The sequence below is a fragment of the Marinobacter sp. 1-4A genome, from assembly GCF_016597725.1.
Classification (GTDB): domain Bacteria; phylum Pseudomonadota; class Gammaproteobacteria; order Pseudomonadales; family Oleiphilaceae; genus Marinobacter.
The window spans coordinates 175,759-188,196 of record NZ_VCGY01000001.1 but is presented as its reverse complement, the minus strand read 5'-3'; the positions used below and the strand labels follow the sequence as shown (position 1 = coordinate 188,196).

General features: G+C 51.4%; 14 protein-coding genes and 1 tRNA gene. 8 read left to right on the top strand and 7 right to left on the bottom strand.

From position 1 onward, the window contains the following. Nucleotides 1-18 precede the first annotated feature (18 nt). Nucleotides 19-828, top strand: coding sequence for a DUF4198 domain-containing protein (locus tag FE845_RS00780; protein ID WP_200360904.1), 810 nt, complete (start codon nucleotides 19-21; stop codon nucleotides 826-828). Further along, nucleotides 825-1,451: a flavodoxin domain-containing protein gene (locus FE845_RS00775; protein WP_200360902.1), complete on the top strand. Its 627-nt coding sequence runs from the start codon at nucleotides 825-827 to the stop codon at nucleotides 1,449-1,451. The genes FE845_RS00780 and FE845_RS00775 overlap by 4 nt, the downstream gene beginning before the upstream one ends. Here the strand turns inward: FE845_RS00775 and FE845_RS00770 are convergent. Further along, complete coding sequence (locus FE845_RS00770) at nucleotides 1,411-1,806, bottom strand: glutaredoxin family protein (RefSeq protein ID WP_200360900.1); 396 nt, start codon at nucleotides 1,804-1,806, stop codon at nucleotides 1,411-1,413. The two genes, FE845_RS00775 and FE845_RS00770, sit on opposite strands and share 41 nt — an antisense overlap. A gap of 122 nt (nucleotides 1,807-1,928) precedes the next feature. Here FE845_RS00770 and FE845_RS00765 point away from each other — a divergent pair, with 122 nt between their 5' ends. Further along, entirely contained in the window at nucleotides 1,929-2,612 is a 684-nt protein-coding gene (locus FE845_RS00765; protein WP_200360892.1) for a cytochrome b/b6 domain-containing protein, read from the top strand. Between the two features lie 34 nt (nucleotides 2,613-2,646). Here the strand turns inward: FE845_RS00765 and FE845_RS00760 are convergent, their stop codons facing one another. After that, entirely contained in the window at nucleotides 2,647-3,114 is a 468-nt protein-coding gene (locus FE845_RS00760) for a c-type cytochrome (protein ID WP_227713979.1), read from the bottom strand. Nucleotides 3,115-3,431: 317 nt separating this feature from the next. Here FE845_RS00760 and FE845_RS00755 point away from each other — a divergent pair, with 317 nt between their 5' ends. Next, complete coding sequence (locus FE845_RS00755) at nucleotides 3,432-4,172, top strand: PEP-CTERM sorting domain-containing protein (protein ID WP_200360890.1); 741 nt, start codon at nucleotides 3,432-3,434, stop codon at nucleotides 4,170-4,172. Between the two features lie 241 nt (nucleotides 4,173-4,413). Here the strand turns inward: FE845_RS00755 and FE845_RS00750 are convergent. The 4 genes from FE845_RS00750 to FE845_RS00735 all read right to left on the bottom strand — a co-directional run bounded on the left by FE845_RS00750 (nucleotide 4,414) and on the right by FE845_RS00735 (nucleotide 6,981). Then, nucleotides 4,414-4,490 (bottom strand) — tRNA-Val (locus tag FE845_RS00750). Nucleotides 4,491-4,545: 55 nt separating this feature from the next. Continuing rightward, nucleotides 4,546-5,496 (bottom strand): DMT family transporter, encoded by a 951-nt coding sequence (locus FE845_RS00745; protein ID WP_200360887.1) that lies wholly within the window; start codon nucleotides 5,494-5,496, stop codon nucleotides 4,546-4,548. A 149-nt stretch (nucleotides 5,497-5,645) separates the two neighbouring features. Beyond that, complete coding sequence (locus tag FE845_RS00740) at nucleotides 5,646-6,251, bottom strand: YceI family protein (protein ID WP_200360885.1); 606 nt, start codon at nucleotides 6,249-6,251, stop codon at nucleotides 5,646-5,648. Continuing rightward, nucleotides 6,238-6,981, bottom strand: a complete 744-nt coding sequence (locus tag FE845_RS00735) for a CDP-alcohol phosphatidyltransferase family protein (RefSeq protein WP_200360883.1) — start codon at nucleotides 6,979-6,981, stop codon at nucleotides 6,238-6,240. Before FE845_RS00735 ends, FE845_RS00740 begins: the two co-directional genes overlap by 14 nt. Before the next feature lie 195 nt (nucleotides 6,982-7,176). Between FE845_RS00735 and FE845_RS00730 the strand changes: the two genes are divergently transcribed. Genes FE845_RS00730 through FE845_RS00715 form a run of 4 tightly spaced genes read left to right on the top strand, consistent with a single transcriptional unit; the run spans nucleotide 7,177 to nucleotide 11,524 of the window. Continuing rightward, a complete protein-coding gene (locus tag FE845_RS00730; RefSeq protein ID WP_200360881.1) occupies nucleotides 7,177-8,184 on the top strand; it encodes a zinc-dependent alcohol dehydrogenase in 1,008 nt (335 codons plus the stop codon). A gap of 10 nt (nucleotides 8,185-8,194) precedes the next feature. Beyond that, nucleotides 8,195-8,593, top strand: coding sequence for a 6-pyruvoyl trahydropterin synthase family protein (locus FE845_RS00725; protein ID WP_200360879.1), 399 nt, complete (start codon nucleotides 8,195-8,197; stop codon nucleotides 8,591-8,593). Further along, nucleotides 8,580-10,574, top strand: a complete 1,995-nt coding sequence (locus FE845_RS00720) for a glycosyltransferase (protein ID WP_200360877.1) — start codon at nucleotides 8,580-8,582, stop codon at nucleotides 10,572-10,574. Before FE845_RS00725 ends, FE845_RS00720 begins: the two co-directional genes overlap by 14 nt. Further along, nucleotides 10,571-11,524, top strand: coding sequence for a lysylphosphatidylglycerol synthase transmembrane domain-containing protein (locus FE845_RS00715; RefSeq protein WP_200360875.1), 954 nt, complete (start codon nucleotides 10,571-10,573; stop codon nucleotides 11,522-11,524). The genes FE845_RS00720 and FE845_RS00715 overlap by 4 nt, the downstream gene beginning before the upstream one ends. Here the strand turns inward: FE845_RS00715 and FE845_RS00710 are convergent. Then, nucleotides 11,499-12,377 carry a RibD family protein gene (locus tag FE845_RS00710; protein WP_200360873.1) on the bottom strand — a complete coding sequence of 293 codons (879 nt, stop codon included), beginning with the start codon at nucleotides 12,375-12,377 and terminating at the stop codon, nucleotides 11,499-11,501. The genes FE845_RS00715 and FE845_RS00710 overlap by 26 nt on opposite strands. Nucleotides 12,378-12,438: the final 61 nt, after the last annotated feature.

The window sequence follows — 12,438 nt, the reverse complement described above, 5'->3', positions numbered from 1 at the left end:
GCATTTTGGAGATATTTAGTGAACATTAAAAAGTTAACGACACTGGCATTGATAGCGGCAAGTATGGGGGTGGCTTCTGAGGCTTCTGCACATCGGGCCTGGATGTTACCTTCAGCCACGGTGCTATCAGGTGATACAGCTTGGGTAACCATGGATGGCGCAATTTCAAACAGTCTTTTCTACTTCGAACATCACCCCTTGGGCCTTGAACACTTAGAGATTCTAGATCCCCAAGGGGAGCCATTGGAGGCGCAGAACAAGGCATCTGGAAAGTACCGTTCGGTATTTGATGCGCAACTCACCAGAGATGGTACCTATACATTCGAAATTCGCACCAACGGCCTTTTTGGTGCATACAAACATAAGGGTAAAAACGTTCGGTGGCGGGGCGGTGTCGATGAAATGGGAGAGATCCCAGCTGAAGCTGAGGACTTGCGTTTGTTTGAGATCGATAGGCTCATGCAGGTTTTCGTAACCAAAGGGGCTCCAACAACCCGCACGTTCGAAGCAAAAGGCGTTGGCTTAGAAATGGTTCCCGTTACACACCCCAATGACTTGTTTGTTGGCGAAACATCAGAATTTCAGTTTCTGGTAGACGGCGACCCTGCGGCAAATCTCAATGTAGTCGTTATTCGCGGTGGCATTCGTTACCGTGATCAAGTTGATGAAATACAGCTCCAAACTGATGCGCAGGGCCGCATCTTTGTTGAATGGGAAGAGCCGGGCATGTACTGGCTCGAAGCTGAATTGGAGCAGTCAGGCAAGCTGCTTGATAATGCAAAAAGACGCATGAGCTACAATGCAACGCTTGAGGTGTTGCCATTGTGAAATCATGGGTAAAACCGGTTGTCGCAGTGCTGTGTGGCGGTGTGGTTTGCGTCGTGTTTAGCGATGGAGTGGCGGCTGATCGAAAATTTGTCGCCGCTGCTATGATGGTTGGTTATGCCCTTGTTTTGCTGCGGTTCCATAAAAAAACCGCTTTAAAACAGTGTCGCGATACCGCGAGAGAGTCAGACTACCTCGTGGCTTATGCGACCGAGACAGGCACTGCTCGTCAGTTTGCTAAGCAGACATGCAAGTTGATTCAGAAAGAAGGAATGCGCGCATCGTTGATTGAGCTCAATGAACTGGCGTCGGCCCAAGTACCTGCTCACGCTTTGCTGATTGTTGCCAGCACCACAGGAAATGGTGATGCGCCGAGAACAGGGGGCGCTTGGCAGGAGGTTAGCCACGCTCTGCAAGGCTTTGCCTCCTGCTCGTATGCAGTGCTCGCACTAGGCGATCGTAGCTACCCACGCTTTTGCTGTTTTGGTATCGAGGTTGCTTCAGACCTAAGACAGATAGGGGCTACGCCGCTTTTTGAACCAGTGCTGGTGCATCAGGGCGACCCCGCTTCTGTGAAGTACTGGTTCAGCCAACTTGCCCAAAGCGTTGTTCCAGCCAAGCATTGATATCACCGGATTCGTACATCCACTGGTCGCTGCCATCGTTGTTCGTGATCCGCAAACAAGGCACTTTTACACTACCGCCACCTTGTTCTAACTCGGCTCGGTGGGTCGGGTTATGCTGGGCATCCCGCTTCTCGATATTCAGGTTAAGTCGTGCAATTTGCTTCCGTACTTTGACGCAGAACGGGCAGGTTTTAAATTGGTATAGAGCTAACTGCTCGCAGGCGGCATCGACTTGCTTTTGCTCTTCCGCGCTGCGTTGTAGCGGCTTTCCTCCTCCAAGCTTTTCGCTCAGGAGTACAAAGGGCGTCAAAATGAGACGTAACGTCCGGAAAAAATAACGGATTACCACACGCATTGAATAAACCTTTCATTTGGTACATGACTATTTGCTATGCGAACTTCGGTGGGCAGTATAAAGCAAAACGGGTATGGTTCGGGTAATCGGTCTGGATATGTCAGTTTTTACAAGGGGTATACATGAAGTCAATTTCCCTATGGGACCTGCCCACGCGACTCTTTCACTGGCTTCTTGTACTTGCTGTTACGGGCTCTCTGGTAACAGTTAGTCTTGGCGGCACATGGATGCTGTGGCACGAACGCTTTGGTCTTACTATTGTTGGTTTGATTAGTTTTCGCTTGGTTTGGGGAATCGTTGGCTCTACCTACGCGCGTTTTTTGCAGTTTGTTCCCGGCCCCTCTGCCATCTCGGCGTATCTAAAAGGTGAGTGGCAAGGCGTAGGCCACAATCCCTTAGGCGCGCTTTCAGTGTTGGCTATGCTGGGTTTGCTGGGCTTTCAAGCAGTTACAGGGCTGTTTGCGTCAGACGCTATCGCATTCAACGGACCACTCTACCGAGCAGTGTCGTCTGAATGGAGTGATACCATTACGTCTTGGCATAAACTAACCGAATGGGTTATCTATGGCTTGATCGCATTACATATTGCCAGCGTTCTTTTTTACACGTTGGTTAAGAAAGATAACCTGATTGCACCAATGGTTAGCGGGCGTAAGGACGTAAGCGGAATACAGAACAAGGAGCGAGCCGGTGGTGGCCTCGTGGCGTTTATTTTTGCAGTGGCAGTCGCCGCGTTTGCGATATGGGTCGCGAGTGGTGGTTTGCTGCCGCCCCCTCCGCCACCGCCCCCTGACTTGGGTTGGTAAGCGGCGACGATCGGGAGCCTTTGGAGGCTAAGGTTTACTCGGCACGGAACTCATCGTGGCAAGCCTTGCAAGATTTTCCTACTTCACTGAATTGTGCGGCGAGAGCGTTCTTGCCGCCGCCATTCGCGGCAACTTCCTGAAGCTTGTTTGCCGCTTGGGCGAAGCCGATGGCAACTTCACGGGCTTTTTCAGGCTTATCAAAAAACACAGGCAATAGCCTTGTGTTGTCATTTTTGTCGTTGGCAGTACCGGGGCCAAACAGGCTGCCTAAACCAGAGTTTGCTACTGAGGCAATGGCGTTTGCTGCGGCAAGCATTTGCTGCTCGTTGTAAGCAACACTGCCATCAACTGCCTGAGCCTTGATCTTGCCCATGTTCCAAGCGGCAAACGTAAATGCGCTCTGCCGGGTTTCAATCTGATCTTCCACATCCAGTTGTGCCATAGCGGGGGTTGCGACGGCAGCGCTCAGTGCCAAAGCCATAAAAAATCCAGATTTACGCATGCTTCTTATTCCTCTCTCGCCTATTAAAATAACCATAGCTGTACAGCTAAGCTGATGATTTCATAATTAGCCGTGGGTTTACATCGAAAACCTGTAAATATCGGGTAAATCCAGCGAGGTGAGAGAGGGTAGCAATGTGAAACATTGCAATATTAGTGAGCGTGGACTGAATTTGTCTGTAACGTTGTGTAAAGTTGACAATAGTTAATTAATGCTCAGGCTAACGACTCCGGATTTTTGCTCCTAAAACTCAGATTCTTAGCCCGAATGCCAGAGGTTAAGCCCGTTTCAAATGGGCTACACAGAGTAGGTTTCAAATGAGTCCCACCTTAAAAAATAGTTTGATCAAGTCCGTTTTGGCCGGTGCACTTTCACTGGGTGTTGCATCCCCCGTAACAGCCGTGCCCGTTACTTTTTTTGACACGATCACGGCTGGCCAAACTCAGTTTGACAGCACGGTCACCGGAGCAGGGGCTTCCGTAAACAGCTTTACACTATCCGGCCTAGACTATGTTGCTCGTAATTCATGGAGCTTTGCGGATTTCACGATCAGCAAGACTGATGGATCCAACTCCGGGATTTTCTCGCCAGAAACGGATGGCTCGACCGGGCAGATGATTGGCATTAGCCCGAAAAATCCTGTTGAAGAGTCTGGTATCACGTTCACGTTTAACAGCGCCACTAACGCTTTGGGCTTTGAGGTTGGTGACTGGGGCACCTGTTGCTATGGTTCAAGCCTGTTTCTTGCTTTCGGCGGAGACAGCGCTCAAAAAGTCGGCACAGCCAACAGCTATAGCGACAACCCCGCTATTGCTGCGGGATTTGGCAGTGATAATGATGCATTTTTCATTGGTGCGATTAACGACACAGATACGTTCTCAACCGTTACCTTTTACGGCGACGGTCTTGGTGAGTTTCTAACCGCTGGGGGTACGATCAAGTATGCCACTGTGGGTCTGGATTCGGTGAATGTGCCGGAGCCAGCTAGCATTGCGTTGCTGGGCGTGGGGCTTGTTAGCTTGAGTCTCTCACGCCGCTACAGTAAAAAACAAAAGTAAGTCTTCATAGCCAAATCAGTTTTTGACGCGTTAGATGCTTCGCTCGTTTATGTTGTTCACAACCTGACGGGCGATGGTTTTCGCCTTCGTGGGTAAGCAGATGTAGATTCCACATTTGAGCATGTCGTCAGCATAGAAGTGACGTGTTTACGAAGGAAAAGCTTTGTACAAGAGTGGATGTTAGGAAAGTACATACAACAAGGCAGGTAGGGTTGCAGGTTCCACTTAACTTATTGAAAAGTGGTAGGACCACCCAGATTCGAACTGGGGACCTCTACCATGTCAAGGTAGCGCTCTAACCAACTGAGCTATGGTCCTGCGATCTGCAACGGGGACGAAATATACTGATTCCCGCGTTTTTGGTCAACCTCTTTTATCCAGTTTGTCTTTTTCTCAGCCATGCTCTGAGGGCTTTGCTGAGAGCGCTCCAGCGGTTAACAATGAGGGCTGTGAAGATTAACCCACAGCCAGCCAGCTGCATGGGTGCCATGGTTTCGCCGAACCATCCTGCTGCAAACAACGAGACCCAAACCGGTTCGAGTACCAAAATCACCGCGCCGTGGCTATGGGTAGATAGGCTTTGCGCATAAGTCTGTACGAGAAAACGCCCGGCTGTTCCCACGATGGCACTGGCGAGAACCCACCAGATCAGAAGTGGCGGCGGATTGCTAAAGGTTGGCTGCCAAGGCTCCATAACCAGTGACTCAGCCATAGTGACTAGCCCAACGGTTAGCAGGGCGATGGCTGTTAGGGGCAGGGCGGGGATGCGATGCTTTTCAAGGGTTTCGCCTTTGCGGTTGGTAACCGTACGCTGATTCGCCGCACGCGTATTAAGGGTGAAATACAGAGCAAAAATAGTTGCTGCAACTACAAAAAATAGTTGGCCGGGCTCTGGCTTAAAACCGTTTTGAAGGGATAGCAGGGCCAGCCCAGCTATGGCTACAGGAATAGCCAGCCAAGTGCTCGCAGGTTGCGCCTCTTTAAAAATCAGGCGCGCAACAATGGGCACGATTACTACTCCAAGGCTTGTTAAAAAAGCTCCTTCACCCATGCTGGCGCTATGAAAGAGCCCCATCACCCAGAAGCTCATGGCGATACCGAATACCAACCCTACGCCTACACCACGTTTTAGTTGATCTGCGCTAAGGCGTGATAACGGCCGCCAAGCGACTACAGCGAGAAACCCACCGGCGATTAGAAACCGCAACGCCATAAAGAGCAGGGGTGGCATCAACAAAATAGCTTCTTTGGAGAATATCCAGCTTATTGCGGCAAGCAGAGTTACAGCGACTAAAAGAAAGTCGGACTTATGAGCATCAAACATTGGCAAGGAGCTTCAGCAGAAGTGAAAAAAACACAGCAATTGCACAATGTATAGTTAGCGAACTAAAAAAGGAAGGCTGGCTCGTCCGTGAGCTCGTAATTGCGTCAAATTGGTATGAGAAAAACTTATGGGCGGTGCCTACGGGTAGATCAAAACCACCCAGAATCCTTTACAGCTTCAAAGCCAAACCGAAGTTTAACCTCATCCCCCACTAGGGCGGGGTCAAGCCCATAGGTCATGCCCCAGTCGCTGCGTTTTAACGTAGCTTTGGCGCTAATACCTAGGGTGTAATCTTCATGCCCAATTGGGTATTCGGCTGCCTTGTTCAGAGTTACATCCAGTTCCACGGGCTTTGTTTGTCCGAGCATGTTCAGGTCTCCGGTAACCACCCCTGTTGATTTTCCGGTTGCCTTGTAGTGAGTTACCGTAAAGGTGATGTCGGGGTATTTGCTGCTGTTGAGAAAATCTTTGCTGGTAAGGTGGCTGTCACGTTTTTCGTGATTGGTGAATACGCTTTTGCTTTGGAAGCTGAGGGTGCCGGAGATGAGCTCCCGGCTTTGTTCATCGTAAACGAACTCGCCCTCTACCTTCCGAAACATTCCCATAACCGGGGCATACCCGATGTGCATAATTTCGAAAACCATAGAAAAATGCTCATCGTCCACTTCAAAAGTGGCTGGCTCTGCGGTTGCATCGCGCGCATTGCTTGCGAACAATGTCAGCAACAAACTGGTGAAAATACTAAACCGTTTCATGATGAAACCTCCGTTCATAAAGCCAATACACGTCTGTGATAAACGACCAAGCGAGTAACAACAGGGCTGTTGCCAGCGTTAGGCTGGCAAACATGGGTGAAATCGGTGGCAGAATAGCAACCATAAGGGTAACGATCTGCCAAACACAGATGGTTTTACGCCGAAAACTCTCGGGTAGTGGGCGGTTCAACCATTCCAATGCATAAGCTGCTGCAACAAACAGGTAGCGCATTAGCCCGAGCGCAAGCACCCAAAAACCAGCTTTTCCGCTCATTGCTACCGCGATGCATAGCCCCAAAATTAATAAAGCATCCATCTCCATATCGAACCGTGCTCCGAACCGGCTGGAGGAGTGAGTTATTCGTGCGAGTTTTCCGTCCACTCCGTCGAGAATCAGGGCAGTTAGAGCGCCCAGGGCATAAACCCAGAGAGCGTGGTCAGATGATGGAAACGAAGGAATAGAGGGGGCCGCGGAAACCAAAACAATAATCAAACTGCCCCGAAGCAGAGTGATTCGATTTGCCCAACCAAAATCTGTGTCCTTAGGCCATCGAGCCGCCACAGCAGAACAAATGCCGCTGTAGAGCAGTATCGTCAGTGCCAATATCGGAATAAGGGAAGAAAACAGCCGTGCAGCAATGGAAACCCAAAGTGCTGTAAATGCAGCGCCCCAGAGCAGATCAGCCCAAGGCGGTATCGTGAAAGGTTTTAATTGCCCTTCAAAATCCATAACACAGCTCCAGCGTATAGGTTTCAATGCCTTGCGGTTAGTTCAGGTATCAAAACGCTGCCAAGCAAGTAAGAATAATTCCAGTGAGAATGACTATATGGGTATAACTATATGGGTATTACTAGATGAGAGTCACTATAGTTTCCACACCCTGTTATTGCATACGTCAGTAAACCTGTTTTAGAGGAGTGCGGGATGAGTTCCGATTCAAACCAACCATCAGAGCAACCTACGCCCAGAGCTTTCTGGGTGACGGGGCCCGGTGAAGCCTGTATTCGGGAAACACCTGAGCACCACCGCCCATTAGGTAGCGGCGAGCCGTGGGTGGCTGTGCAAACACTGTGGTCCGGCGTGAGCAGAGGTACCGAGTCACTGGTTTTTCATGGCCGCATTCCGCAAAGCGAGCTTGATCGCATGCGCGCGCCTTTTCAGGAAGGAGCATTCCCCTGGCCGGTAAAATATGGCTATGCCAATGTTGGGCGTGTGGTTGAAGGCCCGGATGAACTCGTTGGCCGCACGGTGTTTTGTCTCTATCCCCATCAGACGCACTACTCAGTGCCTGCCAGTGCAGTAACGCCCATTCCCAATGGTGTTCCGCCAGAGCGAGCGATTCTTGCAGCGAATATGGAAACGGCCATTAATGGCCTCTGGGATGCCATGCCTGCCGTTGGGGATCGTATAGCAGTGATTGGCTTGGGTGTTGTGGGACTTCTTGTGAGTTGGCTTGCAAGCCGTATTCCCGGCACACAGGTTACGGCGATTGATAGCAACCCGGGGAGGGCAAAGATCGCAGAGGCCCTAGGGCTGAGCTTCGCAACTGAATCGTCAGTGGATACGCACGACTTGGTTGTTCACGCCAGCGGTAACGAATCCGGTCTCAATACTGCGCTTGCGTTGGCAGGTCAGGACGCGACCCTGCTTGAAATGAGCTGGTATGGCGACAAGTTTGTTTCTGTTCCCTTGGGGGCCAGTTTCCACTCCCGTAGGCTCCGGTTTATATCGAGCCAGGTCGGGCAACTTCCGCCAGCCCGCGTACCGCGATGGACCCATCGTAAACGCCTTGAGCTAGCCCTAGAACTGTTGCAGCACGAGGTTTTGGATCACTTGATTAGCGGTGAAACCCCCTTTGAGCAGATGCCTGAAACCATGAACCGGATTCTGGCAGGTGCCAGTGATACGCTTTGCCATCGCATAAAATACTGAGGAGCCTATTATGTTCAGCCTTACAGTTCGTGACCACATGATGATCGCACACAGCTTTAACGGCGAGGTCTTCGGCCCAGCGCAAAAAACCCACGGCGCAACCTATCTAGTTGATATGACATTCGAACGCAAAGAGCTTGATGAAGATGATTTGATTATTGATATCGGCCTCGCATCGGACGTGCTTAAGCAAGTGCTCAGCGAATTCAACATGAAGAATCTTGACGATATTGAGGACTTAAGGGGCCGCAACACCACCACTGAATTTATGGCAAAGAAAGTATTCGATCGCATGTCGGCAGCCATTCATGCAGGCAAGCTAGGCGAGACAGCAAAAGCCATATGTGCATTGAAGGTAACTCTGGCTGAGTCGCACATTGCGTGGGCCAGTTATCATGCCGACATCTGATTCAGTTCTGCACTTTTCAACTCTGCACTGTGATTCAACCCTGCATTTTATAGTGCCGGGCGACCCGAACCAGAACACCGGAGGCTACCGGTATGTGCGGAAGCTGGTTGAAGCCTTAAATGAGGCTGGCACAAAAGCTGTGGTCACGGGGGTGTCGGGTGCGTTTCCTAAGCCGGATGCCCTCGCAATACAGGCGGTGGATAGCCTGCTTGCAAAGCTGGGAGAAGGTTCCCGGGTTATTCTCGACGGGCTTGCCATGAGCGCAATGCCAGAGGTACTTGCCAAACACACACATCGATTGCGGCTCATTGCTCTCATTCACCACCCTTTGGCAGATGAAATCGGATTGAATCAGAGTGAACAAGATTGGTTTTTCGAACGCGAGAAACTGGCGTTGGCAACCGTGGGAGATGTTTTCACAACCAGCGCATATACGGCGCGTCGGCTCTCAGACTATGGGGTTAGGCCAGAGCGTGTCCAAACGGCCGAGCCCGGTGTAGAACACCCAGTTGGCAATGTGTTGCCAGCTATCTCAGAAGCGTTGGGAGATAGGCAGCAAGCCCGAGTACCGCACATTCTTTGTGTTGCCCACTTGTCTCCGCGCAAAGCTCAGCATCATCTGGTGCAGGCGCTTGCGGAGTTAGTTGATTTGCCCTGGTACTGCACTCTGGCTGGCTCCTGCGAACGGGACTCAACCTTCGCCAACATTGTTCAGCAGCAGATCGACGAGCTTGGCCTCAATGCTCGAATTGACCTTGCGGGTGAGGTAGATGCTCAGCGACTTGCCAGCTTGTATCAATCAGCCGATGTGTTTGTTATGCCATCGTTGTATGAAGGCTACGGCATGGTGATTGATGAAGCGATAGCGGCAGGCTTGCCGGTCATTTCATCGGATGGCGGTGCCCTGAAGTATACCAGTGCTAGGCCCGGCGTTAGGTTGTACAAGGCAGGGGATACGAGCGCGTTACAAGCCAATCTCAAAGCATGGCTTGGCGATCCGGTGGCGTTTGCGCAAGCCCGTGCATTTGCTGAAAACGAATCTAGCAATGTAAGAAGCTGGGCAGATACAGCGAGTCTGTTCCTGAAAGGCTTGAGTTATTTTGAACAGCGCCACAGCGAGACCTACTTCGCCGACGAATGGTTGCAGGCCCGCGAGGCCGCAGATCATGGCGCGCGTTCGGTCGAGCTCACACAGCGGCTAAAGCGATGGGTCAGTGAGAGAATAAGCGGTAGCAGCGACCGCAAAGGCCTGATTAGAATCCTTGATATCGGCACAGGTCGTGGCTCCAATGCTGTCTATCTTGCCCCTGCGCTACCTATGCCGCAGGAGTGGATGCTGGTTGACCAAGATGAAAGCCTGCTGCGGGAAGCGTCCCATAGGGCACATCAGCTGAAGCTAGCCTGTGAAACCCAGCAGCGCCGCATACTGCCAAAGGATTTTAGGGAGCTTATCTCCGCAAACACAGACGTTGTGACGGCCTCGGCGTTCATTGATCTGGTATCTGAACTCTGGCTAGCTGCGCTTGTAGATGAAGTGACATCAAAGCAGGTGGCCATTCTGATAGTGCTCAGCTACACCGGTAATTTTGTACTGTCGCCGACCCACAAATACGATTCTCGGTTGCAAGCGTTAGTTAATCAGCATCAACATGGCGACAAAGGCACTGGCGCTGCTCTGGGGCCAGATGCTGCTGCTATGTTCGCGCACAAACTAAAGGCCAAAGGCTATGAGGTGCAAGTGGCTGACACACCTTGGCAACTCACAAAAAAGGACGCAAAGCTGGCTGAGATGTTAATGGCAGGTTGGGTAACGGCAGCCAAACAGCAAAACCCTGAGTTTAGCGAACAATTGGAAGACTGGTTTGCCACCAGAAAGCAGCAGTTACTTGCAGGTGAGCTGAAAATTACTGTGCCCCATCAGGACGTTCTCGGCTTACCACCGAGTCATTTTCCAGATAAAACACCCAATCAAACCCCATGAATCTACTTCGCAGCACAGGGGTTCGAGTCGCCTTTAAGTGGGTGTTCACAGCCCTGGTCATCGCGGCGGTTTTATTGGTTGTGGATATCGAAAAACTGTTTGTCGAAATCATCCGCATTCCGCCATCGGCAGTTGTCGTCGGGCTGGCTTTGGGCGTCATTCAGGTATTTTTGTCAGCCTGGCGCTGGCGGTTTACCGCCGATCTTTTGGGGCTCCCAATACCCTACACTCAGGCCGTTAGAGAATACTATCTAGCAACCTTTGCCAATCAGGTGTTACCGGGTGGGGTTCTAGGTGATGTGAATCGGGCGCTTCGCCATGGTGCTGATAACAACAATCGGCTAACAGCGGCCCATGGCGTTGCTATCGAGCGGTTGTCCGGGCAAGTCGTGCTTGCGTTTGTGGTTGCAATTGGCCTTACGTGGCTATTATTTACGGGCAGAATACGGGGTTCAAACCCGGCAGGTTTTGGGTCTTTGGAGCCTTTATACTGGCTGCTTGCGGGTATTGGTGTTTCCGGTGGTTTGCTGTGGGTTTTGGCGCGCAAGCGGGTTCGGGTACACGGGTACTTCGGTGCCCTGCGTGGAGATCTCGCTCGGGCCTTCTTCTCATGGCCCGCTTTTCCTATTCAGGTAGTAACATCGCTGCTCGTGGTGGCGAGTTACTTGGCAGTGTTCCTAGTGTTGGCGGCAGGCATGGGCTATCTAGTCGATTTGCCTTCGGTAGCGGTTGTCGCAGCTTTGTGCAGCCTCCTTCTTCTAAGCATGGTGGTTCCGATGACTGTCTCGGGTTGGGGCGTCCGCGAAGGTGCGGCGGCTATTCTATGGCCATTGGCAGGCCTGCCGGCAGAGCAAGGTGTAGCGCTGAGTGTTGCCTACGGTGCGCTCATATTTTTTTCTAGCTTACCGGGCCTTTTGTTCCTATTTAGTTCGCCGGTAAGGCAACGCTAAAATCCAAATCAAACAACATATCCGTGCCCAGATTTACGAATCGGGACGATGGCCTTAAGGCATCGTCCAGAAAATCAATTTCTGGCAGGGAGAATGCAGGCCTTCCACTGCCGATAATCATCGGGGCGACCATCACATGAAGACGGTCAAGCAAGCCCGACTGCAAAAAAGATGAAACGGTCATGCCTCCACCTTCTATAAATATCTTTCTCAAACCAAGGTCGGTAAGCACATCAAGAATGAGCTTGGGGTTTGCGGGCGCTGTCCCACTACCCAAGCAGGGGATCTCAATTACAGACTGCTGGCTAAACCCGTCGATGATTCCGGGTGTGTAATTGCCTGCAACCAATCTCAGAGTCGGTGCTGCTCCATCAGTAAACAGATGATGGGTTTCCGGCACTCTGCGATTACGGTCTATCACAACCCTCACCGGGTTGGTGCCATGGGTGCAGCGTACCGTTAGCTGAGGGTTGTCTGCCGTTGCCGTGCCAGCGCCAACAACAACCGCATCTGACAGTGCTCTAATGCGGTGCAAATGAACAATTCCATCATCGCCGTTGATAAAGCGGGAGCGCCCGGTCACCGTAGCGATACGGCCGTCGAGGCTTTGGCCGAGCTGGCCAATAACATGCCAAGGCGTGGAGGTAGAAAGCGGCTGGCATAAGGGTAAAAAGACACTCAGCAATGCGCAGGCCTCATCTGTCGCAGGCTGCAGTAGGTGCCACTCGCCGTTACTCGCAAGCGTAAGTGCTGGCTCTTCGGAACCGGGGTGAGCAAGTGTCACGCCCGATTGGTTCTCTGCGCGTAAAATCAGATTCCAAACAGCGTCGGCATCGAGAACTTGAGATATCATAAGGTTCCTGCGTGATTGCGTTCAATCCAGTATAGGCACATTGTGCATAAAGCTATATGTA